This is a genomic window from Pigmentiphaga sp. NML080357 (assembly GCF_002188465.1).
Taxonomy (GTDB): Bacteria; Pseudomonadota; Gammaproteobacteria; order Burkholderiales; family Burkholderiaceae_B; genus Pigmentiphaga.
Map to the genome: position 1 here is coordinate 45,138 of NZ_NINW01000033.1, position 23,286 is coordinate 68,423.

General features: G+C 67.2%; 21 protein-coding genes. 11 read left to right on the top strand and 10 right to left on the bottom strand.

The genetic code is table 11. The features are described from left to right. From CDO44_RS14635 to CDO44_RS14645, 3 genes are all read right to left on the bottom strand, one after another. Window positions 1–810 (bottom strand): enoyl-CoA hydratase/isomerase family protein, encoded by an 810-nt coding sequence (locus CDO44_RS14635; RefSeq protein WP_087780944.1) that lies wholly within the window; start codon window positions 808–810, stop codon window positions 1–3. Next, window positions 807–2,645, bottom strand: a complete 1,839-nt coding sequence (locus tag CDO44_RS14640) for an AMP-binding protein (protein ID WP_087780945.1) — start codon at window positions 2,643–2,645, stop codon at window positions 807–809. The genes CDO44_RS14635 and CDO44_RS14640 overlap by 4 nt, the downstream gene beginning before the upstream one ends. Before the next feature lie 135 nt (window positions 2,646–2,780). After that, window positions 2,781–3,605: a LuxR C-terminal-related transcriptional regulator gene (locus CDO44_RS14645; protein ID WP_087780946.1), complete on the bottom strand. Its 825-nt coding sequence runs from the start codon at window positions 3,603–3,605 to the stop codon at window positions 2,781–2,783. Between the two features lie 233 nt (window positions 3,606–3,838). Between CDO44_RS14645 and otsB the strand changes: the two genes are divergently transcribed. Both otsB and otsA read left to right on the top strand, forming a co-directional pair. After that, window positions 3,839–4,690: a trehalose-phosphatase gene (gene otsB, locus CDO44_RS14650; RefSeq protein WP_087780947.1), complete on the top strand. Its 852-nt coding sequence runs from the start codon at window positions 3,839–3,841 to the stop codon at window positions 4,688–4,690. Window position 4,691: 1 nt separating this feature from the next. Continuing rightward, window positions 4,692–6,077, top strand: coding sequence for an alpha,alpha-trehalose-phosphate synthase (UDP-forming) (otsA, locus tag CDO44_RS14655; RefSeq protein WP_087780948.1), 1,386 nt, complete (start codon window positions 4,692–4,694; stop codon window positions 6,075–6,077). A 19-nt stretch (window positions 6,078–6,096) separates the two neighbouring features. On the opposite strand, the gene CDO44_RS14660 is transcribed toward otsA, so the two are convergent. Beyond that, window positions 6,097–6,876: a GntR family transcriptional regulator gene (locus tag CDO44_RS14660; protein ID WP_233146191.1), complete on the bottom strand. Its 780-nt coding sequence runs from the start codon at window positions 6,874–6,876 to the stop codon at window positions 6,097–6,099. A 220-nt stretch (window positions 6,877–7,096) separates the two neighbouring features. Here CDO44_RS14660 and CDO44_RS14665 point away from each other — a divergent pair, with 220 nt between their 5' ends. Genes CDO44_RS14665 through CDO44_RS14685 form a run of 5 tightly spaced genes read left to right on the top strand, consistent with a single transcriptional unit; the run spans window position 7,097 to window position 12,267 of the window. Continuing rightward, a complete protein-coding gene (locus CDO44_RS14665) occupies window positions 7,097–8,473 on the top strand; it encodes an FAD-binding oxidoreductase (protein WP_158213293.1) in 1,377 nt (458 codons plus the stop codon). A gap of 33 nt (window positions 8,474–8,506) precedes the next feature. Next, window positions 8,507–9,466, top strand: coding sequence for an ABC transporter substrate-binding protein (locus tag CDO44_RS14670; RefSeq protein WP_087780950.1), 960 nt, complete (start codon window positions 8,507–8,509; stop codon window positions 9,464–9,466). Between the two features lie 36 nt (window positions 9,467–9,502). Further along, window positions 9,503–10,288, top strand: coding sequence for an ABC transporter ATP-binding protein (locus tag CDO44_RS14675; RefSeq protein WP_087780951.1), 786 nt, complete (start codon window positions 9,503–9,505; stop codon window positions 10,286–10,288). 58 nt (window positions 10,289–10,346) lie between these two features. Next, window positions 10,347–11,231 carry an ABC transporter permease gene (locus CDO44_RS14680; RefSeq protein WP_087780952.1) on the top strand — a complete coding sequence of 295 codons (885 nt, stop codon included), beginning with the start codon at window positions 10,347–10,349 and terminating at the stop codon, window positions 11,229–11,231. A gap of 28 nt (window positions 11,232–11,259) precedes the next feature. Further along, window positions 11,260–12,267: a TauD/TfdA family dioxygenase gene (locus CDO44_RS14685; protein WP_087780953.1), complete on the top strand. Its 1,008-nt coding sequence runs from the start codon at window positions 11,260–11,262 to the stop codon at window positions 12,265–12,267. An 18-nt stretch (window positions 12,268–12,285) separates the two neighbouring features. On the opposite strand, the gene CDO44_RS14690 is transcribed toward CDO44_RS14685, so the two are convergent. From CDO44_RS14690 to CDO44_RS14700, 3 genes are all read right to left on the bottom strand, one after another. After that, entirely contained in the window at window positions 12,286–13,230 is a 945-nt protein-coding gene (locus tag CDO44_RS14690; protein WP_233146192.1) for an ion transporter, read from the bottom strand. Window positions 13,231–13,293: 63 nt separating this feature from the next. Next, window positions 13,294–13,626, bottom strand: a complete 333-nt coding sequence (locus CDO44_RS14695; protein ID WP_087780954.1) for a four-helix bundle copper-binding protein — start codon at window positions 13,624–13,626, stop codon at window positions 13,294–13,296. A 67-nt stretch (window positions 13,627–13,693) separates the two neighbouring features. Beyond that, the gene (locus CDO44_RS14700; protein WP_087780955.1) at window positions 13,694–14,596 is read right to left on the bottom strand and encodes a ketopantoate reductase family protein; all 903 of its coding nucleotides are present in this window, start codon (window positions 14,594–14,596) and stop codon (window positions 13,694–13,696) included. Between the two features lie 371 nt (window positions 14,597–14,967). On the opposite strand from CDO44_RS14700, the gene CDO44_RS14705 reads away from it, so the two are divergent. The 3 genes from CDO44_RS14705 (at window position 14,968) to CDO44_RS14715 (ending at window position 17,994) form a co-directional block, all read left to right on the top strand. Further along, a complete protein-coding gene (locus tag CDO44_RS14705; protein WP_087780956.1) occupies window positions 14,968–16,857 on the top strand; it encodes an ABC transporter ATP-binding protein in 1,890 nt (629 codons plus the stop codon). Between the two features lie 154 nt (window positions 16,858–17,011). Further along, window positions 17,012–17,605, top strand: a complete 594-nt coding sequence (locus tag CDO44_RS14710; RefSeq protein ID WP_087780957.1) for a LysE family translocator — start codon at window positions 17,012–17,014, stop codon at window positions 17,603–17,605. Window positions 17,606–17,607: 2 nt separating this feature from the next. Further along, window positions 17,608–17,994 carry a nuclear transport factor 2 family protein gene (locus CDO44_RS14715; RefSeq protein WP_087780958.1) on the top strand — a complete coding sequence of 129 codons (387 nt, stop codon included), beginning with the start codon at window positions 17,608–17,610 and terminating at the stop codon, window positions 17,992–17,994. Here the strand turns inward: CDO44_RS14715 and CDO44_RS14720 are convergent, their stop codons facing one another. Beyond that, window positions 17,995–18,921, bottom strand: coding sequence for a LysR substrate-binding domain-containing protein (locus tag CDO44_RS14720; protein ID WP_087780959.1), 927 nt, complete (start codon window positions 18,919–18,921; stop codon window positions 17,995–17,997). A 53-nt stretch (window positions 18,922–18,974) separates the two neighbouring features. Beyond that, on the bottom strand, window positions 18,975–19,595 hold the full coding sequence (locus tag CDO44_RS14725) for a 2'-5' RNA ligase family protein (protein WP_087780960.1): 621 nt from the start codon (window positions 19,593–19,595) through the stop codon (window positions 18,975–18,977). Window positions 19,596–19,769: 174 nt separating this feature from the next. Between CDO44_RS14725 and CDO44_RS14730 the strand changes: the two genes are divergently transcribed. Continuing rightward, window positions 19,770–20,972: a low temperature requirement protein A gene (locus CDO44_RS14730; protein WP_087780961.1), complete on the top strand. Its 1,203-nt coding sequence runs from the start codon at window positions 19,770–19,772 to the stop codon at window positions 20,970–20,972. Between the two features lie 21 nt (window positions 20,973–20,993). On the opposite strand, the gene CDO44_RS14735 is transcribed toward CDO44_RS14730, so the two are convergent. Beyond that, window positions 20,994–23,249, bottom strand: coding sequence for a polysaccharide biosynthesis tyrosine autokinase (locus CDO44_RS14735; protein ID WP_087780962.1), 2,256 nt, complete (start codon window positions 23,247–23,249; stop codon window positions 20,994–20,996). Window positions 23,250–23,286: the final 37 nt, after the last annotated feature.

The window sequence follows — 23,286 nt, forward strand, 5'->3', positions numbered from 1 at the left end:
TCACCTCCCCGCATAGACCGGGCTGCGCTTTTCCATGAACGCGCGCGGCCCCTCGCGCGCATCCTCGCTGGCCAGGACCGCTTCGCGCGCGTGATCCTCCAGCCGGTACGCAAGGTCCAGCGGCACGCCGCTGGCCTCGAGCGCCGCCCGCTTGGCGGCCCTGACCGCGAGCGGTCCGTTGCGTGCGATGCGCCCCGCGAGGTCCATCGCCGCCGCCTGCAGATCGGAGGCGGCCACGACCTGGTTGACCAGCCCCCATTGCAGCGCCTGGGCAGCGGAAATCGCCTGGCCCGTGAGCAGCATGTGCATGGCGACCGCGTGCGGCACCTGGCGCGGCAGCCTCGCCATGGAGCCGGCGAATGGGACGAGCCCGCGCTTGACCTCCGGCAGCCCGAACGTGGCATGCCCGGCCGCCACGCGGATGTCGGTCCCCAGGACCAGCTCCATGCCGGCGGCCAGACATGCGCCGTTGATGGCGGCGATCACGGGCTTGTGCAACGGAAAATCGCGCAGCGATGACGCCGCCATCACCAGCGGGTCGTCCAGTACGCGCCGGTCGAACGCGTCGGCCGGAGGCCGGGCTCCGGTCAGGAGCGGCAAGGTGGTCCCCAGATCGCCGCCTGCGCAGAACGCCGCATCGCCCACGGCGGTGAGCACCGCCACACGGAGCGCATCGTCGCGGCTGAAGTCGATGAATGCGTCGGCCAGCGCGCAAAGCATGCCGGGCGTCAGCGCGTTGCGCGCGGCCGGCCGCTCCAGGCGGATAACGGCCATGTGCCCCTGCTTCTCATACGCCACGTGTCCGCTCATGCCGCGCCTCCGCAGGCCCGCGCCGGGTGGCTCTCTATGCGATAGTCCAGGGCGAATGGCGCCATCAGCTCCCGGATGCGCATCTCGATTCCTTCGCCTTCCGCGATGGCGAACAGCGCGGTGCACCCCTTGGCCCCGGCGCTCACATCGACCTTCACCGCCCCGGCCAGGCCGCGATCCGCGACGCGTTCCTCCAGCGCCCATCGCGCGGCCCTGGCGCGCAGCTCGGGCTTGTACAGCTTGCCGATGGCCGTCATGGGCAATGCGTCGAGAACGAAGATCGCCTTGGGAATCGCCGGGCGCTCCGGGATGTGCCGGCGCGCGAACGCGGCCAGTTCCTCCACCGCCAGCCGGCTGCCCGGCCGCAACGCGACATAGGCGACCGGGACCTCCCCCGCATACTCGTCCGGCGCCCCCACCGCGGCCGCCATCAGCACGTCCGGATGCTTGAGCAGCGCATCCTCGATCACGACCGGATCGATGTTGTGGCTGCTGCGTATGATCAGGTCTTTCGCCCGGCCGGTGACGAAGACCCGTCCGGTCTCGTCGATGTGCCCGACGTCTCCGGTGACCAGCCAGCCGTCGCCGTCGAATGCGCCCGCATCGTTGCGGGGATCGGTGTAGCCCGGGCTGACGTTCGGCCCCTTGACGCGCAAGATGCCCTCGCCATCGATGCCGCTGGACGGATCGACTTCGACGACGGTGAACGGCAGCCGCAGCCCGACGGACCCGGCGGTCCTCGGCAGGCAGACCGGCTCGATGGCGATGACGCCCCCACACTCGGTCATGCCCAGGATGTTGCGCACGCCTATTCCCAGCCGCTGCTCGAAGGCATCGGCCAGCTCCGCAGGCAGGGGCGATCCTCCCGTAAGCAGGCAGCGGACGCGGGACAGGTCCTCGTCCTGCCGCGGCACCCCGAGCAGGCTGGCCATGACCGTGGGAACGGCCGCCAGCAGCGTCACGCCATGGCGTTCGACGAACTCCCAGTAGCGCTGCACAAAGCCGCGGTTGCGCATGCCTAGCACGGTGGGCAGGACGACCTCGCCGCCTACCAGCAGCGTGGACAAGCCGTAGACGAACGATCCGGCAACATGAAACAACGGGAAACCGTTCAACATCACGTCCGTTTCGCTGGCCCCGTACATGCATGCGGCGCCCCATGCCGCATGGAGCTGGTTGCGGTGGGCATGGCGTGCGAGCTTGGGACGACCAGTGGTGCCGCCGGTATGGAAAAGCGCCGCGATGTCGTCGGGCCGGCGCCGGTAACCGGGTCCCAGGGGCGCGTCGCTCTCGCCGGCCAGCAACGTCTCGAAATCCGGCGCATCGTCCGCCCCGCCCACGGCGACGACGCGGCGTAGCCCGGCGCAGCGCCGCATCAGGCCAGGCACTTTCGACCAGATGTCCAGGTCGGTGTGCGGGCCGAGCGCCACCAGCACGTTCACGCCCGCGTTGTCGATGAGATCTGCGATGTGCTCCTCGCCAAGCAGGTAGTTGATGGGGCACGCGATGCCCGCCGCTTCCGCTCCCCACAGCGTGACGTACGCGGCGGGAATAGCGGGGAGCAGGAAGCCGACGCGCGGCGGCGCCCCGTCCGCCAGGAGGCTGAAGACCCGGGCGGCTTGCCGTATCCTGCCGATCAGGTCGGCATAGGTCCAGCTGCGTGCGGGCACGGCGGAGTCGGCCGATTCGATGAAGGTCAGCGCCCGCCGCGCGGGGTGCGCGCGCGCGACGTGTTCGAGCGCCTCGTGAACGCTTTCATGCGGCATGAACGTGGCGTAGGGCTGCAACTCGATGGCCCGGATGTCGTCCAGGCATCGGATGGCAGGTGTCTTCACGCGGTCTCCTTCGTGTCATGGAACGCCTCCATGCCTGGGAGGCGCCTGACCGAAGCCTAGAGAGAATGCGCCCGCAAGGCTGTCCCCTGCGTTGGGGACCGGGTCAACCCCAGGACGGTGCGACGAAAGCCGGCGTCAGTGTCCGGCAGCCGGCAGGCCGGGCGGCGCGATGCCGTTCAGCGCGAGCGCGAACAATTCGTTGCGATGATGAATGCCCAGCCTTTCGAAGGCACGATCGCGATAGGTCTTGACGGTACCCGCGGAAATTCCCAGATCCGCCGCAATGCCTTCGTGGGTCCAGCCTCGCAGCAGGCGTTCGCACACCTCGCGCTCGCGGCGCGGCAACGCGTCGAACACCGATGGCAAGGCGCCCGCGCGTCCCGGCCCCTGCGGCCTGCTTCGCAGGTGGGTTTCGATGCAGGCGATGAGCGGCGGCGCCAGGCCGCAGATCAGGTCCAGCTCGGCATCGCTGAATGCCGGCTGCTCGTTGCGCCGGTAGAGATTGACCGCGATGAGGTCCTCGCTTTCCCAGGTCCGCACCAGCGACACGCGCTCGCGCAGGTCATGCCGCGTATAGATGCCATCGCGATGCGCGGTCGGCAATTCCGCCGCGTGCCAGTGCGTGACCACCGCCCCGCCGCCCAGGACCCGTTCGCGCGCCGCCTCGAACGTCCGGTCGTACCGGTAGAGGCCTTCCCGGTAGAAGCGGAAGGCTTCGCGGGTGCGGTCGGGCACGCGGAAGCTGCCGGTGGCGTGCAGTTCGGGCGGCCGGGACTGATGCAGGCTGTAAGTGGACCACCAGCACAAGGGGATCGCCTCGTTGAGCTGCCGCAGCGCCGCCGTCCCGAAATCCTCGTGTCCGAGACAGCCGATGACCCCCGCCATGGCGAAGGACGCCCGCTGGGAGGTGCGGCGCCATACCGCCTCCCCTTGCTCACCCTGGAGATGAACCAGTTGCATGGCTTCGTCCGCTCTCTTCTCGTTCTTGCCGATAGCGTACCGTAAAAGTCGAAGCGCGCAGGAACGGCGTGGCGCCCCGTGGCCGCGTCCGGCCTGGCCGGCATGCGGGCGCACGTGGAGATAAATGGAAACAAAAACACGCAGAATGAACCATCCGCCGAGCCATGCCGTTACCTAACATTCACTATCATGAATGTTGTCAAAACGATACGTAGAGTGCGCATCAACAGGCGATGACCGGATCGGAAGAAAATACACATCCGTTTTCCCCCACCAGAGACCTGCTTGCCTGCACGCTGGGACGCGGCCCGGCCTCCGGTCCCGCCCGCGCTCCCGACCTGGCACGCTGTGCCTTCTTTTTCGATCTGGACGGCACGCTCGCTCCGATCGCGCCGACGCCCGAGTCCGCGGCGGTCCCCGCGTCCACCATCGCCCTGCTGCAACGTCTGCAGCGCGCCGCGGCCGGCGCGCTGGCCGTGGTTTCCGGTCGTGCGCTCGACACCATCGACCGCATGCTGCAGCCGCTGCGACTGCCCGCGGGCGGCCTGCACGGCGCCCAATGGCGCGGACCCGACGGACGGTTGTGGGAAGCGTCCGTGGACCCGGTCGAGTCCGCGCGTCTGCTGGACGCCTTGACCGCCGTGGCCGCGCGGCATCCGGGCGTGCGCCTGGAAAACAAGGGGCTTTCGTTCGCGGTTCATTACCGCCACGCCCCCGGCCTGGAGGACCGGATCAGGGAGGAAGTGCGGGCGGCAGCCGAGCCCTTCGACCAGCGCTACGCGCTGCAGTACGGAAAGATGGTCGCCGAGGTCAAGCCGCGCGGCGCGGACAAGGCCCGGGCCATCGAGCGGTTCATGGCGGTCGAGCCATTCTCGGCCCGCACGCCGGTGATGGCGGGAGACGACCTGACCGACGAACCGGCGTTCCAAGCGGTCAATCGCCTGGGCGGTGTCTCGATCAAGATAGGCGGCGGCGACACGTCGGCATCATGGCGGCTGGCGGATCCGGCCGCCCTCGCGCTCTGGCTGAACGGCCTCCTGGCGCTGGCTTCGCATGCGTCCGGGGCCACGAATAGAGGATCATGACATGGGCAAACTCGTCATCGTCTCCAATCGCGTGGCTTCCGCCGCCGAGGGAAAGAGCACCGCCGGCGGCCTGGCGGTGGGCGTGCTCGATGCGCTCAAGCGGCAGGACGGACTCTGGTTCGGGTGGAACGGCAAGATCGAGGATCCCGCCCAGGCGGGCCTTTCTTCATACCGCATCGGCCGCATCGATTGCGCCACCACCAGCCTCTCCCGCGGCGAATACGACACCTATTACCGCGGCTTCGCCAATGGCACGCTCTGGCCCGCGTTTCACTACCGGGTCGACCTGAGCCGCTACGACCCCAAGGAATACGCCGGCTACCTTGCCGTCAACGAACGGCTCGCGGGCATGCTCACGGAGCTGGTCGACGAGGACGACCGGCTCTGGGTGCACGACTACCATCTCATTCCCTTTGCCCGGGCCTGCCGGCGCATGGGCATGCGCAACCGCATCGGCTTTTTTCTGCATACGCCCTTTCCCGCGGAGGGCGTCCTGCGCACCATTCCGCCCCATCGGGACCTCGTCGAAGCCCTGTGCGAATATGACTTGGTCGGCTTTCAGACCCGCGGCGACGCCCAGGCATTCATCGATTACGCCAGCAGGCGGCTCGGCTTGCCGCTGGAGACCGGGGGCATGCTGCGCACACGCTCCGGGCTGGTCCGGGTAGGCCACTATCCCATAGGCATCCTGCCCGACGACATCCAGAACAAGTCCAAGGCGCGCAGCCGCTCCAAGCTCGTAGCCACCCTCAAGCAGGGACTGCAGGAACGCAAGCTCATCGTCAGCGTCGATCGGCTCGACTACAGCAAGGGGCTGGTGGAACGCTTCAACGCCTTCGAACGCCTGCTCGAGTCGTATCCGGCGCATTGCGGCCAGGTCAGTTTCCTGCAGATCGCCCCGCCTTCGCGTTCCGACGTCGAGGGCTACCGGCACATCCGCCGCCAGCTCGAAAGCACGGCGGGCCACATCAATGGCCGATGGACCGAACTGTCGTGGACGCCCATCCGCTACATGAACCGCGCCTACGAGCGGTCCGCGCTGCTGTCGTTCTTCCGCGCCTCGCAGGTGGGTTTCGTGACGCCGTTGCGCGATGGCATGAACCTGGTGGCCAAAGAGTACGTAGCCGCCCAGGCGCCCGACGACCCTGGCGTCCTGGTGCTGTCCGAATTCGCCGGCGCGGCCGACGAACTGGCCAACGGCGCCATCATCGTGAATCCCTACGACATCGAGGCAATGGCCCGCGCGCTGGACCAGGCCCTGAACATGCCGCTCGAGGAACGGCTCGAACGCCACGGCCACATGATGCAATTGCTCAAAGACAACAGCATCCGGCAGTGGCGCGATCATTTCCTCGCCGACCTCGAGCCGGAGGCGATCGCGGCCTGACCGCCGCCTGCGCCGGCACTCAGCGGTTGCGCGCCTCTTCCAGCAGCCGTTCGGCGATTTCTATGGCGATATCGACCATGCGGTGCATGTGCTGGCGCGCGAAGTGCTCGGCCGCGACCGGGTCGCCGTGCAGGACGGCGCGCGCGATGTCGACATGGTCCGAGAGGTTGCGCAGCCAGTTGGCATGGCTCAAGTCCCGGAAGTAGATGGTGTGCAGGATCGGATAGTTGTACTGGTCCAGGAGCTCGCCCACGTCCGGAATGCCTGACATGTTGTTAATGGCCCGGTGGAACCTGCCGTTTTCCGCGCGGTGGTTGCGGGGATCGTCCGCCTTGCGCTGCGCCTCGATGTCGTCCAGCAGGCCCAGCATGATTTCCCGGTTGCCAGGTTCCTGCACGCGTTCGGCCGCGGCGCGCGCGCCCAGCCCGGAGATGACCTCGCGGATGCGGAACTGCGCCACGATGTCCTCGCGCCTGGGCGTGGCCACCATCGCCCCGCGATTGGGCTCGATGCGCACGAACCGGTTGGTTTCCAGGCGCCGGAACGCTTCGCGCACGGAGCTGCGGCTCACGCCGAGGTCGCGGGTGACTTCGGCCTCGACGATGCGCTGCCCGGGCTTATAGACCCCGTCCACGATGCGGCGGGCGATTTCGTTCAACACGAAATCCGACACGCTGCCTGAACGCACAGGCTCGGCCTGCGGCGGCTGGTAGAAGGGAACGATCGAGGTCGGGTCTTTGGCCATGGTCGGGTACGGGCGCATCCGGAAGAAGCAATCGTCCGCAAAATTGTAGGACAAATCCTATCTCCGCACAGTCCCAGCCGCGACAAAACAATGGCGGAAATCTATGACTGGGTACTTTTCCCGATATTGACTTCGCTCATCCTGTCCGACAATACCGTGCAATTTCAGGGCAAATACCCAGCATACTCTGGAAAAAAGCACGATGCTGTCCGACAATCAATCTTACGCTGCCAATAAACGATCTGATTCCAAGGCATCGGACCTGGATGCGGCTGTGCTCAGGATTCTTGCCGGTCTGTCGGACAATATCTCTATTCTCGATTCCGCGACCGCCGGCCCGCGCTACCAGGAAGACTGGTCCGGCGCCTTTGGCGCCCGTTCCCCGGTCGTACGGCCGCGCACGGTCGCCGCCTTGGCGGAGGCGGTACGGCGACTGCATGAGGCAGGCATGCGCATGGTGGCCCAGGGCGGAATGAGCGGACTCGTGGGCGGCGGCGCGCCCATGCAAGACGAGGTGGTGATCTCGCTCGAGCTGCTGAACCGGATCGAGGCCTGCGATCTCTACGGCGCCACCATGACGGTACAGGCCGGCGCCACACTGCAGGCGGTGCAAGAGGAGGCCGAGCGGCATGGGTTGTTCTACCCCGTCGATCTCGGTAGCCGGGGCAGTTGCACCGTGGGAGGCAACATCGCAACCAACGCCGGCGGCAACCGCGTCCTGCAGTACGGCATGACCCGCGCCTCGGTGCTCGGCCTGGAGGTGGTCTTGCCCGATGGCCGGCTCGTCTCGCGCATGGGCCGCGTGGCGAAAGACAACGCAGGCTACGATCTCAAGCAATTGTTCATCGGTTCGGAAGGCACGCTGGGCATCGTCGCGCGCGCGGTGCTCAAGCTCCAGCCCCTGCCCCGCCAGAGGTTCACGGTCGCGCTGGGCGTGGAAGAACTGGACCAGGTGCTGCGCGCGCTGGCGGCCTGCCGCGGCCAGTTCGGCCCCATGCTGACTTCGTTCGAGGTCATGTGGCGCGATTTCGTCGACTTCGTCGCGCGTGAATTGGGCATCGGGCGCGATCCCTTCGGCGGCCGATGCGGCTACGTGGTGCTGCTCGAACTCTCCTGCTACGACCGCCAACCCGAACGCGACGAGGCGCGCGTCATGGATGCGCTGGAGGATCTCTCGGCCTCGCTGTCCACCCAGCACGTGGTCATCGCCAAGTCGCTGTCCGAAGCCGCGGAGCTCTGGCGCATGCGCGACGCCTCGGGCGAGGCGGCCCGGCATCTCGGCCCCTACCTTTCATTCGACGTCAGCATACCGACCAGCGAACTGCAGGACTGCCTGCCTCGCATCTACGCCGGGCTGGATGCCATCGATCCGGCAATGCGCCGCCTCACCTACGGCCACCTGGGCGACGGCAATGTGCATCTGCTGGTCGGCTGCCAAGGGTCGCCGGCCGACGGCGTCGAGAACCTGGTCTATCGCGAGGTGATGCGCAGCGGCGGCTCGATCTCCGCCGAGCACGGCATCGGCCTGGAGAAGAGCCAGAGTTTCCAGCGGTTGTATCCGGCCGCCGAACTCGATGCCATGCGCCGCGTCAAGCGCGCCTTCGACCCCGGGGCCCTGCTCGGCAGGGACCGCATTTTCGGACTGCCCTGACCTCTTCTCCCACCCGCAACGCCTGGAGCCGCCATGATCCATGCCATCTTCGTCCGCGCCGCACGACTCGGCGCCTGTCTGTCCCTGGCCTGCGCCGCGTCGCTGGCCCATGCCCAGCCGACCTACAAGGTGGCCATCGCGCAATTCGGCCCCGACCACACGCTGGACACGCTGGTCTCGAGTTTCAAGAAAGAGCTCGCGAGCCAGGGGCTGAAGGTGACCTACGACGAGGGTCACGTGAATTTCGACCGGTCGCTCGCGCCGCAATTGCTGAACCGGCAGGCTGCCGGCAAGCCGGACCTGATGCTCACCATCACCACGCCGCTCACGCAAACGGCCAAGCAGGTGCTGGCCAACCGCAGCTTTCCCATCGTGTTCGGCGCGGTGGCCAATCCCGTGGCGGCGAAACTGGTGCCGTCGTGGGACCGTGGTGACACCCTCATGACTGGCGGCTCCAACCTGCCCAACATGGACGCCTCCGTGGGCTTCATCAAGCAGCTCACCCCCGGTGTCAAGCGCCTGGGATTCATCTACAACCCTGGCGACGACGCCGACCTGGGCTTTTTGAATGCGCTCGAGAAAGTCGTAGGCAAGTACGGCCTCTCGCTCGTGAAGGTGGGCGTGGACAATGCCAACGACATCCCGACCCGCGTCGCCTCGCTGCAGGGCCGGGCCGATGCCCTCATGGTCCCCGCCTCCAGCATGCTGATCCCGGCGGCCGCCGCCATCGCGTCGGTCACCAGCCGGATCAAGCTGCCGACCTACAGCCCCAACGTCGACAACGTGGCGCAGCACCATTTCCTGGCCGCCATGACGGTCGAGTACGAAAGCCTGGGCGTGAACGCGGGACGGATCGCCGCCGACGTGTTGCGCGGCAAGAAGCCCGCGGACATCCCCATTTCCGTCCCGTCGGTCGAAGACCATGCAGTCAGGATCAGCGGCCGCCGGCTCAAGGCGCTCGGCATCGCCTTGCCGGACTCGCTCAAGAACTGAACTGCGTCGTCGATTGAGCCGCGCCGGAGTCCCCGCATGATCGAGCTCGAAGACATCGATGTCGTGTTCTATCCAGGCACGCCGGACGAACGCATCGCGCTTGACCGCCTGGATCTTTCCCTCGACGATGGCAGTTTCTGCGTGGTCGTGGGCACCAACGGCGCCGGCAAGAGCACCTTGCTTAACGTTCTTGCGGGCGCCATCCGGCCTCGCCAGGGCCGCACGGTGATCGACGGCACGGACGTGTCGTCCTGGCCGGTGCACCGGCGCGCGCAATGGGTATCGCGCGTGTTCCAGGACCCCATGGTGGGCACCGCGCCGGCTTTGTCCATCGAGGAGAACCTCGCCTTCGCCGCCATGCGGGGCCGCAGGCGTGGACTGCGCATGGCGCTGAACCACCAGAAACGGGCGCGCTTTCGCGACGAGCTGGCGCGCTTCGGACTAGGCCTGGAAAACCGCATGGGTGCAGCCGCGGGCCTGTTGTCGGGCGGGCAACGCCAGGTGCTGGCGCTCCTGATGGCCGCCCTGAACCGTCCGCGCGTCCTGCTGCTGGACGAACATACGGCGGCACTGGATCCGCGCACCGCGCAGCTGGTCATGGAGGCGACCCGGCGCATCGTGGCCGAGCATCGCCTCACCACGCTCATGATCACTCACAACATGGCCCATGCCCTGGAATACGGAGATCGCCTGCTGATGATGGAATGCGGCCGCGTCAAGCTCGACATCGCGCGTGAAGAGAAACGCCGGCTTAGCGTGGCCGACCTGGTGCAGCGCTTCGGCGGCGCCAGCGACCAGATACTGCTGCAGGCCAACGCATGAACGCATCCCGCCCCACGTCATTCGACCTTGCGCGGGCCGCCGCCCGCCGGAGCAGCCCGTGGAAGTCCTGAACACCTTCTACCATCTCATTCCCATCACGGCGGTACAGGGATTGCTGTACGCCTTCGTGGCCATGGGAGTCATGATTCCGTTCCGCTTGCTGAACGTCCCCGACCTGACGGCCGAAGGGGCCTTTCCGCTGGGCGGCTGCCTGATCGCGGCGCTCATCACCGCAGGACTGCATCCTTTCCTCGGCACCCTGCTCGCGGCCGCCGCAGGATTCCTGGCCGGCGCCGTGACCGCGCTCATCCACCTGAAATTCCGCGTGCATTCGCTGCTGGCCGGCATTCTCACCATCACGATGCTGTGGAGCGTCAACCTGCGGCTGATGGGCAAGCCCAACACGCCGCTGTTCGGCCTGCCCAATCTTTACGATTGGATAGATCCGGCCATCATGCAAAGCCTCGCCCTGCAGGGCGGCTTGCTGGCCGCGGCCCTGGCGGTACTGGTGCTGGCATTGTGGTGGGGGCTGCACACCGACGTCGGCCTGGCGCTGCGCGGCGTAGGCGCCAATAGCCAGCTGGCGCCGGCCCTGGCGGTGAACTCGACCCGCTACATCGTCGTCGGCCTGGGACTGGCCAACGCCATCACCGCCGCCGCCGGCGCCCTGCTGGCGCAAAGCCAGGGCTACGGCGACGTCAACATGGGCTTCGGCATGCTGATCAACGGCCTGGCGGCGCTCATCATCGGCCGCCGCACCTTGCTGAGGCAATTGTGCGCGCCCGTGGTCGGCTCGCTGCTGTACTACCAGCTCAGCTCGCTGGTGCTTTCGTTCGGCCTGGTGCCGTCCGACCTCAAGCTGGTCACCGGCCTGTTCGTCCTCATAACCATAGGTTGGCCCATCCTCAAAGGCCGCGCCCGCGCCGGCTCGATCGCAGGGTGAGCCTCACACCGCCAAACAGGAGCCACACATGACGGAAACGCTGCAACAGCCCTATACCGGCCCGAGCGCCTGGACCCGCGCGCAGATGGAGGCCGACAAGAGCTGGATCTACACCTTGTCGCCGGCCGAGGTCGCCGAAATCAGGGCTGCCGTGGCGGTTGCCCGCGGCACGGGCAAGCCGCTCGAGGCCATCACGCGCGAGGATTTCCCGCTGGCCACGCTGCCCCGGCGCCTGGACGCTCTGGGCGAGGAACTGGAGAATGGCCGCGGCTTCGAGATGTGGCGAGGCCTGCCGGTCGACGAATGGAGCATCGAAGAGCGTAGCGTGGCCTATTGGGGCCTGGGCCTGTACCTCGGCACCGCGGTCGTCCAGAACGCGCGCGGCGAACTGTTCGGCCACGTGCGCGACACGACGGCCGGCGCCGATCCGCAAACCAACGCCAATACCCGCTTCTACCATACCAACCGGGCCGCCCCTTTCCATGTCGACGGCGCCGATATCGTCGGCCTGATGTGCGTGCGCACCGCCAAGGCCGGCGGCGCGAGCCTGGTGGTCAGTTCAACCAGCATCTATAACGCGCTCCTGCGCGATCATCCCGACGTGATCCCGCTGCTGTACCAGCCTCTTTGGTTCGACCATCGTGGCGAACGCAATGCGGTCACCGGCAAGCCCTACTGGGTCACGTCCATCTGCGGCTGGACCCACGGCAAGCTGTCGATGATGTACCTGCGCAACTTCATCGAGTCGGCCCAGCGCTACGAAGGTGCGCCGCCCCTCACGGAAGGCCACAGGCGCCTGCTGGACCTGATCGACCACTACGCCGAATCGCCCGAGCTGTGCCTGTCCATGGCCTTCCTGCCTGGCGACATCCAATGGCTGAACAATCACGTGACGCTGCATTCGCGCACGGAGTTCACGGACTGGGAAGAGGAGGACAAGAAGCGATGGCTGATGCGGCTGTGGCTGAACCGGCATGAACGCAACCGCTTCACCGAAACCTACGGCTACTACGGGATCGCGCCCGACGCCAGGTAGCTTTTCGGCGGCGCGCCGCTAGCGGGCGCCGCGCTGCGCCCCCTCCCCCAGCGCCGCGCCGCAGTGCTTGCAGTAGTTGGCGTCGTGGTCCAGCCCGGGCGTCAGGCAAGCCGGGCACGTGCGGACCTTGCCCTGGCGGCGCGCGCTTTCCGCCAGCGTCATTTCCATCGTGAAGATGCCCGTGGGCACGGCGAGTATTCCCCAGCCCAGCAGCATCATGATGGAGGCGATGAAGCGGCCCAGCGGCGTATGCGGAGTGATGTCGCCGAACCCCACCGTCGCGATGGTGGAGATGGCCCAGTAGACTCCGGTCGGGATGCTGGTGAAGCCGTTGGCCGGCCCCTCCACCACGTACATGATCGTTCCCATGACCAGCACGATCAGCAACACGACCGAAAGAAAGACCATGACCTTGCGGGCGGACGCACGCAGCGCCCGGCCCAGCAGCACGTATTCCTCGGCGAACAGGCGCAGCTTGAAGACGCGGAATATCCGCAGCAGGCGCAGCACGCGGATGCCGATCAGGAAGGCCAGATTGGGCAGCAAGAGAGCCGCGTACGAAGGCAGGAACGCCAGCAGGTCGACCACGCCGTAGAAGCTCGACGCATAGCGCCAGGGATGCCGCACGCACAGCAGCCTCAGCACGTACTCCACCGTGAAGAGGACGGTAAAGGCCCATTCGAGGGCGCCGAACAGCGTGCCGAAGCGAACCGCCAGGTACTCCACGCTGTCGGCCATGACCACCGCCAGGCTGACGAGGATGATGAGGAAAAGAAGCTGGTCGAACCGACGCCCGGCTTCGGTGTCGGTCTCGAACATGATGGTGTACAGCCGCAGCCGCCACCCCTCGTCCGGCTTGCCGAACGCATCGGCCGAGGGATAGTTGCGCCTGGCCTTTCGGTGTTCCTGCGCCACGCTCGCTCCCGCGCCGGCCGCGGCCGAGTCGGCCTCTTCATCCGGCACCCCGAATCATAGGGGAACGCCGGGCCGCTCGCCAAGGCGCGGGGGAACAGTCCGCCCGGCTCCTTACCCCGCCATGCGTTCGCAAGCGTCCGCGCAGCTGCGGCAGTCCGCCGCACACTGGTCCATCCCGTCGAGCCTATCGCAGCTATCGGCGCACTGCCGGCAGATCGAGGCGCAGTCGGCGCACAGATGGCGGTGCTGGGGCACGCTGGACAACATGAAATGAGCGGCCGTGCGGCAGATCTCGGCGCAGGCGAGCATCAGCCGGAAATGCGGCGGTGCCACGTGCGCCCCGCCCCGCTCCAGGCAATGGTTCATGGCGGCGCCCATGCATGATTGATAACAGCGCAGGCACGCGTCGACGCAAAGCTGCATTTCTTTCGATAGCGCGTTCATCGTCCACCTCCAGGAATCGAATGCGCAGGCCTTGCGCGACCAGCAGGTTTCGTTCCTGTCGGCGGCCTCAGCCGGCCCCGTCCGACCGCGTCTCGATCAGCTTGACCAGGCTCGCGAGCGTGCGGTTCACCGGCGTCGGCACCCCCAGCTCGCGGCCTTTGCGGACGATGTAGCCGTTCAAGTGGTCGATCTCGCTGCGCTTGCCGCGCGCCAGGTCCTGCGCCGTCGAAGACAATTGAGTGGGCATGGTCTCGCTGATGCGCAGCACCGCCTCCCATGCGTTCCCGGGCACGGCCACGCCGAGCCTGCCGGCCACGGCCAGGCATTCGTCGACCACGTCGCGCATGACGTCCAGGACGTCCGCGCCCTGGGCCAGGCGCCCATACGGCGTCTGCACGATGGCCGACAGCGCGTTGTAGGCGCAGTTGAGAATGAGCTTGGCCCACAGCTCGCCGATGGCGTTCTCCGACACCTCGGCGGGGATGCCGGCGGCACGCAGCGCCACGGCGACTTCCTCGCTGCGCGCCGAAGGCCCCAGCACCAGTTCGCCGCGGCCGTGATGCCGCACGTGTCCCGCTCCGGCCATTTCCACCGCCACGTAGACCACGGTCGGGATGACCGGCTGTGCCAGCAGCGCTTGCAGCCGCTCGGCATTGTCCACGCCGTTCTGCAGGCTCAGCACGACCGCATCTGACCGCAGGTGCGGGCGGATCAGCCGCCCCGCCTCTTCCGTATCGGTGGATTTCACGCAGAACAGGACGAGTTCCGCGTCGGCCACGCTCTCGGGACGTTCGCTGGCCGTCATCGGCAGGTGCCCCCGAAATGACTGCATGTCGAGCAGCAGCCCGTGCTGCCGTACGGCATCCATGTGCGCCGGCCGGCCGACCAGGACCACCGGATGCCCGGCCCGCGCCAGCATGCCGCCGTAGTAGCTGCCGACCGCGCCGGCCCCCATTACTGCAATGTTCATGTCTTCCCCTGAAACTGGAATGCAATGGTTCCGCGTGCAAGGCTACGCTTGCGCAGGGCAAGTGTATTCCCGGGACCACACCTGGGGGCCCTCGCCGTTGCTTGCAATCCTGCCGCTTGATAGACTGTATATTAGGTTTTTCCCTTCCCCACCCTCGCCACTTCAAGGAGACGTCAAATGTTGATCGCGCACATCGTCGTCTCCGGCATGATTCCGCGGCACCTCTAGTTCGCCGCTTCCGCAGGTCCCCCAACGCCTGCGCACTCCCGGACGGTTCTTTTCCCCGCATGCCAAGGGGCGCGCGGCGGCTGTCTGTTCCTTTTTTCCGGACTCTGGAGACCCGGCTCCGCCGCGAGCACGGGCTGTCGCAAATGGCTTTCAAAAAACTCGATTTTCGCGGGCAATCCTTCAAGGACGTCCTCGGCTTCACCTTCCGCCACTGGGCCGCGCAGCCCTGGCGCATCCTCGCCATCGTTCTCGCGGTCCTGCTGTCCACCCTGGCCGACGTGCTGACGCCGCTCTATGCGGGCAAGCTCGTCGACGCGGTGGCCTCGGGCGCGGCCAGCGACGAGGTGGCCTGGCGCGCCGCCATCGCGGCGTTCTGGCTGCTCGTGGCGCTGGGGGTGGGCAGCACCCTGCTACGCCAGGTCGCGTTCCGGAACATCATCGTGCTGACGCTCAAGATGATGGGTACGATCGCCGGCCATGCGTTCCACCGCGTGCAGCGCTTTTCCACCGACTGGCATGCCAACAGCTTCGCCGGATCCACGGTGCGCAAAATCACGCGCGGCATGTGGGCGCTCGACCTGCTCAACGACACCCTGCTGGTCTCGCTGCTCCCCTCGGTCGTCATGCTGGTGGGCGCGACCTTGCTGCTGGGCGTGAACTGGCCGCTCATGGGCGCGATCATCGGCCTGAGCTCGCTGCTGTATGTGGCGGTCACCGTCGCGCTCTCGCTGGGATACGTCGCGCCTGCGGCGCGCCTGGCCAACGCCTGGGACACCCGGCTCGGCGGCGCCCTGGCCGACGCCATCACCTGCAATGCCGTGGTCAAGGCCTTCGGCGCCGAAGAACGCGAGGAAACGCGCCTGTCGCGCGTGGTGTCGAAGTGGCGGCTGCGCACCCGCCGTACCTGGTTGCGCGGCACGCTCAATGGCGGCATCCAGGGCGGCATGCTGGTCCTGATGCAGGCCGCCATCGTGGGCGCGGCCCTGCTGTTGTGGGCGCGCGGCCAGGCCAGCGTGGGCGACATCACTTTCGCGCTGACGACCTTCTTCATGCTGCAAGGCTATCTGCGCGACGTGGGCATGGACATCCGCAACCTGCAGCGCTCGGTCAACGACATGGAAGAGCTTGTCGCGCTGGAACGCCAGCCGCTGGGCATCGAGGACAAGCCCCATGCGCCGCCCATCGTCATCAACAAGGGCGAGATCCGTTTCGAGCACGTGGACTTCCGCTATGGCGCGCACGACAGGCCGCTCTACGAGGACTTCTCGATACGCATCGCCCCGGGCGAACGAGTCGGCCTGGTCGGCCATTCCGGGTCGGGCAAGACTACCTTCATCAAGCTGATCCAGCGCCTCTATGACGTAACCGGCGGCCGGATCACGATCGACGGGCAGGACATCTCCGGCGTCCGGCAGGATTCGCTGCGCCAGCAGATCGCCATCGTGCAACAGGAACCCATCCTGTTCCACCGCTCGCTGGCCGAGAACATTGCCTACGCCAGGCCGCAGGCCTCGCGTGCGGAAATCGAACGGGCCGCCCGCCTGGCGAGCGCCCACGACTTCATCTCGGCCTTGCCGCACGGCTACGAGACGCTGGTGGGCGAGCGCGGCGTCAAGCTCTCCGGCGGCGAACGCCAGCGCGTGGCCCTGGCCCGTGCCTTCCTGGCCGATGCGCCCATCCTGATCCTGGACGAGGCCACCTCGAGCCTGGACAGCGAGAGCGAGGTGCTGATCCAGCAGGCCATGGAACGCCTGATGGAAGGCCGCACCACGCTGGTCGTCGCGCACCGCCTGTCCACCGTGCGGGCGCTCGACCGGCTGCTCGTCATGGACAAGGGCCGGGTCGTGGAGGAAGGCGACCACGAGTCGCTGATCCGCATCCGCAACGGCCTCTACCGCCGGCTGTTCGAGCGGCAGGCGCTGGAACTGACCAAGGGCCTGCTGCTCGACGGCAATGCCCGGCGCGAAGGCGAAGAAGGCGATTGGCTCGCCCATCCGGATTCGCTGCTGGAGGACACGGCGGCACACGACTGACGCCATGCTTCCTGACCAGGCCGCGCCGCGCGGCCTGGCCCCCCGCTTCGAAATCTCATCGGCGCTTGAGAAATTCTCGCTGGTCCGCGGCGTCGCGGCGGACCAGAATAACGAGTCGGCGCGCGCCCGAGGCGCGCCTCTCTAGAAGAACACGATGGAGAACAGCCTGTTCCTGGCCCTCACGGCCTACGTCTGCGTCATGTCGATCACCCCCGGACCCAACAACGTCATGCTGATGTCGTCCGGACTCATGTTCGGCTTCCGGCGGACCTGCCCCCACATGCTTGGCATTCCCCTGGGCGTCATCCTGCAGCTCTGGCTGACCGGTGCCGGCCTCGGTGCGCTGCTCGCGCTGGAACCCAGGCTGCAGATGGCCATGAAAGTCGCGGGCAGCCTCTATCTGCTGTGGCTGGCCGCCAGGCTCTGGCAGGCGGCGGAGCTGAAAGAAACCCGTGCCCGACGCCCCATCACCTTTCTGCAGGCCATGGCGTTTCAGTTCGTGAACCCCAAGGCCTGGCTGACCGCGGCCACCGCCGTGGCGGTATTCGCCCCGCCGGGCGACCGCTATCTCGGCCACCTGGCGCTGATCTGCGCCGTGTTCGCCGCCGTCGGGCTGCCCTGCATCGCGGTGTGGGCAGGCTTCGGCGCCGCGTTGCGGCCATGGCTTAGGCGTCCCGGCACGGCATTGTGGATCAACCGCGCCATGGCGGCCCTCACCGCCCTGACCATCGTCCTGTTCTGGATATGAGCATGCCCACCTTGTCCCACGCCCAGCTCCGAGCCCATGCCGAGGCCTGGATCGGCGCCTGGAACCGCGCCGACGTGGAAGCGGTACTGGCGGTCTTTTCCGACGACGCCGAGTTCGTCAGCACCTTGGCGCAACCCTACACCGGCAGCAGTCTCGTGCGGGGCAAGCCGGCGCTGCGCCGCTATTGGCAAACCGCGCTGGCCGACCGTCCCGGCCTGCGGTTCGAGCTCATCGCCGCCATCTGCGACGAGCCGGGCCAGACCGTCGTCGTCCATTACGTCGCCATCCAGGGCGCCCGGCGGACCCGTGCCTGTGAAATCATGCGTTTCACCGATGGCGTCCAGGTCCGGGGCGAGGCGCTGTACGGCGCGCCGGACGGCATGGCCTGATCATCCCGCCGCGTCGCAGGCAATTCGTCCGTCTTCCTCGCCCTCGCGCATCGCGGCCGCTTGCCGGTGCAGCCAGCGGCTCAAGTTCAGCAGGCGCCTGTCCTCGCGCAGCGCGGGAGGATAAACCAGGTAGAACCCCACGCCCGTCGCCATCCGGTGCCCGAACACCGATTCCAGCCGCCCGGCCTGCACGCCGGCGTCGGCCAGTTCCGCCACGGCGATGGACACGCCGGCGCCGTCGGCCGCCGCCTGCAGCGTCAGTCCGCCCGAATCGACCTGGGTAGTGCGGGCCGGCTCGAATCGCCCCGCCGGCAGGCTCTCCATCCAGTCGCGCCAGCCCGGGCAATGGCGCGAGACGAAAAGATTGGCCTTGCGCAGCGCGGCCAGCCGTTCGTCCGCCGAACCTCGCACGTAGCCGGGTCGGGCATACAAGTCGACCGACGCCTCGAATAGCCGGTCGGCCACGAGTCCCTGCCACAGCCCGTTTCCGAGCCAGATGCCGGCGTCGGCCTCGCTGGCGGCAAGATCCACCCCTTCCTGCGTGGTCGATATCTCCAGCGAAAAGCCATGGCGCTCGAAAGGATAGCGTGCCAGTCGCGGCGACAGCCATTGCGTGGCAAACGAAGGGAGCATGTTCAAACGCAGCGGCCCGTCCAGCCGCTCCTGACGCAGGTTTCCGACGGCCTGGGCAATGTGTTCGAATCCCCGATTCAAGCCGGGCGCCAGCCGGCGCCCGGCTTCGGTCAACTCGAGCCGGGTGCCGATGCGCCGCAGCAGTTCCACGCCCAGCGCCTCTTCCAGCGTGCGCAATTGGTGGCTGACGGCCGACGGAGTCACGCCGAGTTCCAATGCGGCATCCTTGGCGGACAAGTGGCGGGCCGCGGCTTCGAAGGCGCGCAGCGCGTTGAGCGGGACGGGGATTCTCATGGGTGGCCCTCCTCGAGCATGCGGACAACCTGCTCGGCCATGCGATTACTTCTTTACTGTAACGTGCCGGCGGCGAGCGGCCACCGGCCCACGACCTCGTGGCGGGTCAATCCGCGATGACTGAGCACCAGCACCAGGTCCCGCGCCGTCCAGGCAACCGGTTCGACGTCGTGCCGGGGGACGGCTTGCGAGTCGTACAGCAGCGTCATGTGCGGCGTGAAAGCCGACCCGGCCGGCAGGCCGCGGCTGCGGGCGTGCCTGGCCAAGGTCCGGTGCAACAGCCGCAGCCCCTCCGCGCCAGCTTCCCCGGCCAGGACATAGGGAGGCATGCGTCGGCGCCCGAAGCTCATGGCCTGGTCGAACGCCACCGGGACGGCGGGCGCGTGCGCGGCAGCGGCCTTCCCTGCCTCGCAGGCCGCCCGCAGCAAAGGGGGCGCAAGCCATTCGTCGCCGCCCAACGGCTGCAAGGTCACATGGAGCCGCTCGGGCGCCAGCACCCGGCCCGTGAGCCCCCTGCTGCGCCGCAGCCGCGACGCGGCCGCATGAAGCCGTGCGGCCGCCTCGGCGTCGGGAAAGACGGCGAAGAACAACATGCGAGTGACCGTCGGCCTCGCTCCGCCTCCCGGTCGCGCGGGGGCGGGGTCGACGCCCGGCAGGTCCATTTGCTCGGGCATGGCGGCTCCATGGGGAATGGCGCGCTGGCCTGGAGCCAGTTGCGCCCGGACAACAGTGCCGTCCAGGCGCTCGGCCCGGCGTCCGGAAACCCGGGCGCCGCCGCGCGGACTCGATAGGCAGCATCAGTGTTTCCGGATATCTTAAACCGCGTGTTGAAACCGAGGCTTGCCGACATGCCACCCGACTCCGCCCACCACCCGCTGCTGCGCCATCGCGACGGACACCATGCCCGCGTCACCTTCGAAGAACTGTTCTTCGACCTGATCTACGTCTTCGCCGTCACCCAACTCAGCCACCAGTTGCTGCACCATCTCACCCCGGGCGGCGTGATGCAATCGCTGATCCTGTGGCTGGCCGTCTGGCTGGGCTGGCAGTACACCTGCTGGGTCACCAACTGGTTCGACCCAGAGACCCCGCGCATCCGCGGCCTGCTCTTTGCCACCATGGTGCTGGCCCTGTGCATGGCGGCCAGCATTCCCGAAGCCTTCGGTGAGCGGGGACTGCTTTTCGCCGGGGCCTACGCGGCGATGCAGGTCGGCCGCACGGCCTTCATCGTCTGGCAGCTTCCCGCGGATCATCCGCTTGCCCCCAACTATCGGCGCATGCTGGGCTGGCTGGTCATCGCCGCCGTATTCTGGGTGGCCGGAGGCATCGCGGCGCAGCAGGAAACGCGCGCCGCGCTGTGGCTGATCGCGGTACTGTGCGAATACGTCTCGCCCATGTTCGGCTTCGCCCTCCCCGGCCTGGGCCGCTCGCGCACCAGCGACTGGACGATCGAGGGCGGCCATCTGGCCGAACGCTGTCAGTTGTTCGTCATCGTCGCCCTGGGCGAGACCCTCCTCGCCACCGGCGCCACGCTGGCCGATACCCCGGCCTGGACGCCGCCGATCCTGTCCGGCCTGCTGGCGACCTTCCTCGGCACCCTGGCCATGTGGTGGCTGTATTTCGGCACTTCCAGCAAGGACGCCACCGCGGCCATCACCCATTCCAGCGACCCGGGCCGCATCGGCGCGTATTTCCACTACATCCACGCCATACTGGTGGCCGGCATCATCGCCACCGCCGTCGGCAACGACCTGGTCCTGGAACATCCGGACGCGCGGCTGGACACCGCGCAGGTCATCGCGCTCGTCGCGGGGCCGGCCATCTACCTGCTGGGTAGCGCCATCTACAAGAAGGTCGTCTATGCGGCCATCCCGCGGTCCCACATCGCGGGCGCACTGGTCCTCGTCGTGCTGATTCCCGTCGGCTACGCGGTCAGCCTGCTCGCCATGGGTTGGCTGACCACCGCCGTGTTGATGGCTGTCGGCCTATGGGAAGGCCGGCAGCTGAAACGGCGGCGCACCGGACCCGCCGCGGCGCCTGCCCATCATTGAATCTCCGCTGGGCGGCAGCGTTCAGGACGCCCGTCCTGCCTCGTCGCTGTAGTACTCCGCCCGTGCATAGCGATAGTTGCCATACTTGGGCCGGAAGCCGTAGCGCTTGGGAAGGAGCTTGAGGCCATTGAAGACCAGGCCATCCACCGGCGCACCGGCTTCCATCAGGCGCTTGGCGGTTTCCCGGATCTCTCCGACCGTATTCATGCCCGCCCTCACCACGATGACGACCGCCGCCGCATGGACGCCCACGGCGGCGGCATCGGATGAGGAAAGCACCGGCGCCGTATCGACGATGACCAGGTCATAATCCTGGGCCAAGGCATTGAGCGTGGGAGCGAATGCCGGAGAAGCCAGGAGCTCGGAGGGATCGAAGGTCACGACGCCGGTGGAAATGAAGTCCACCCCTTCGGCCACGCTGTGCTTGCTGACCTTCTCGACGGGGGTGGTTCCCGCCAGCACCTCGAACAGCCCCGAGTCCTTGGGCAGGTTGAAATAACGATTCAACTGGCCCTTGCGGAAATCCGCGTCGATCAGCAGTACCCGCTTGCCCACCGCACCCTGGATAAAGGCGTAATTCGCCGACAGGAACGATTTGCCGACGCCGGGTACCGGACCGGTGAATACCAGCACGTTGCTGACCGAATGCTGCAGCGACTTCTGCATGACGGTGCGGAACGCCCGCAAGCTCTCGATGGATGGATCCTTGCCGCGCTTCTGCGCCAGCAGTGGCTGGACGCCTGCGTTGCGTTTCAGGCTGTGGCGCCAGAGCCGCTCGTGCGCCTCGCTGTAGGGAATGGTGCCGAGCACCCGCAAGCCCGTGAAACGCTGCGCCTCGTCCGGATCGGACAGGCCGCCGAACAAGGCGTTGCGCATCAGTGCCAGCAAGGTGCCCGCGATCAGCCCCGCCGCGGCGGCCACCGCCAGGACGATGGCCGGCTTGGGCTGCACCGGCTCTTCCGGCACCACGGCGGTATCGAGCAGACGCACGTTTCCGACCTTGCCGGCGCGTATCAGCTTCAACTGCTGGGTGTTGTTCAGGAGCGCGGTATAGAGCTCGGTATTCACCTTCACGTCGCGCACCAGCCGCACGACGTCCTGCTCAAGGTCGGGCAACTGGCGAATGCGGCCGCCGAGCCGGTTGATGTCCGCGTTCAGCGAAGCGATCTGCTGGTCGATGGCCACGATGCTGGGGTGCGATCGCGAGAAGCGGGTGTCGAGCTCGCTGCGCCGCGCCCGCAGCTCGACGACGCGTGTCTGGGCTTCCGTGGACTGCGTGAGTATCAGCTTGGCTTCTTCGCTCAGGTCGATGGTGCCGCGCGCGTTGCGCAAGGCGTTGTACCTCGTCTCGGCCTCGTCCAGAGCCTTCTTCATGGCGGGCAGCTGGCTGTCCAGGAACGCCAGCGATTTCTCCGCCTGCTCGGCGCGGCGATTGACGTTCTGCCGCACATACTCACGCCCGATCTCGTTCAGTATTTCCGCGGTCAGCACGGGATCCGTGCCTTCGAAGGTAACGCCGATCACGCCCGATTGCCGGCCTCGCTCGAAGACCCCCAGCCGCGCCTGCACCGACTCCTCGGCCATCAGGTGCGACCGCCTGCGCACCGTGTAGTCCGTGCCGGGAGCGCCCTCCAGCGCATCGACCTGGATGTCGATCGACCCATCCGGCACCGCGAATCGCTCCAGTTGGCCTACCCGCCCCTCGAAGGAAAGATCGTTCTTCCGGTCGACGAGGCGATAGCGGCCATCGCCGAGCGCCGTGATCTGCAGCTTCTTGGCCAGCAACGAACGCGGCACGTCCAGCTTGCCGATGGCGATCTTCTCGTCGGTCCACGCATAACCGTTCGCCGGCAGCCATTGCGCGACGGTCTGGCCGTAGTCCTGCTTGGCCAGCCAACGGCCGACCACCGGAAAGTAGTCGGGCGATGCGTCGATGTACAGCAGATACCGGTCCACGGCCGCGCGGACCACGGTGCGCGAACGCAGTATCTCCATTTCCCCGGAGGTGGCCGGCTTCAGGTCGAACATGGCGGAGACGTCGCCCAGCAAGGTGCGCGCCGGCGAAGTGGGCTGCTCTTCTTCGACCTGCACCAGAATGTCGGCGCGATAGACCGGCCGCGCCAGCAGCAGATAAACCACCGCCACCGCGATCGTCGCCAGCACCGCTGCCAGGATCGACCACCGCCGCGCCACCAGCGCGTCCATGTACGACGATACGGGGGTCTCCGGGCGCCTGGCAGGCATCGAAGGCTCGAACGATTCAATGGGCAAGGTCATCGTCAGCTCGCTTGTAAAGAAGTTTCATGCTCGGATC

Excerpts from the sequence above, each read along its gene's own strand:
- CDO44_RS14635 (WP_087780944.1), bottom strand. The coding sequence starts at position 810 with ATGAGCGGACACGTGGCGTATGAGAAGCAGGGGCACATGGCCGTTATC.
- CDO44_RS14645 (WP_087780946.1), bottom strand. The coding sequence starts at position 3,605 with ATGCAACTGGTTCATCTCCAGGGTGAGCAAGGGGAGGCGGTATGGCGC.
- otsB (WP_087780947.1), top strand. The coding sequence starts at position 3,839 with ATGACCGGATCGGAAGAAAATACACATCCGTTTTCCCCCACCAGAGAC.
- otsA (WP_087780948.1), top strand. The coding sequence starts at position 4,692 with ATGGGCAAACTCGTCATCGTCTCCAATCGCGTGGCTTCCGCCGCCGAG.
- CDO44_RS14670 (WP_087780950.1), top strand. The coding sequence starts at position 8,507 with ATGATCCATGCCATCTTCGTCCGCGCCGCACGACTCGGCGCCTGTCTG.
- CDO44_RS14675 (WP_087780951.1), top strand. The coding sequence starts at position 9,503 with ATGATCGAGCTCGAAGACATCGATGTCGTGTTCTATCCAGGCACGCCG.
- CDO44_RS14685 (WP_087780953.1), top strand. The coding sequence starts at position 11,260 with ATGACGGAAACGCTGCAACAGCCCTATACCGGCCCGAGCGCCTGGACC.
- CDO44_RS14695 (WP_087780954.1), bottom strand. The coding sequence starts at position 13,626 with ATGAACGCGCTATCGAAAGAAATGCAGCTTTGCGTCGACGCGTGCCTG.
- CDO44_RS14700 (WP_087780955.1), bottom strand. The coding sequence starts at position 14,596 with ATGAACATTGCAGTAATGGGGGCCGGCGCGGTCGGCAGCTACTACGGC.
- CDO44_RS14705 (WP_087780956.1), top strand. The coding sequence starts at position 14,968 with ATGGCTTTCAAAAAACTCGATTTTCGCGGGCAATCCTTCAAGGACGTC.
- CDO44_RS14710 (WP_087780957.1), top strand. The coding sequence starts at position 17,012 with ATGGAGAACAGCCTGTTCCTGGCCCTCACGGCCTACGTCTGCGTCATG.
- CDO44_RS14715 (WP_087780958.1), top strand. The coding sequence starts at position 17,608 with ATGCCCACCTTGTCCCACGCCCAGCTCCGAGCCCATGCCGAGGCCTGG.
- CDO44_RS14720 (WP_087780959.1), bottom strand. The coding sequence starts at position 18,921 with ATGAGAATCCCCGTCCCGCTCAACGCGCTGCGCGCCTTCGAAGCCGCG.
- CDO44_RS14725 (WP_087780960.1), bottom strand. The coding sequence starts at position 19,595 with ATGCCCGAGCAAATGGACCTGCCGGGCGTCGACCCCGCCCCCGCGCGA.
- CDO44_RS14730 (WP_087780961.1), top strand. The coding sequence starts at position 19,770 with ATGCCACCCGACTCCGCCCACCACCCGCTGCTGCGCCATCGCGACGGA.
- CDO44_RS14735 (WP_087780962.1), bottom strand. The coding sequence starts at position 23,249 with ATGACCTTGCCCATTGAATCGTTCGAGCCTTCGATGCCTGCCAGGCGC.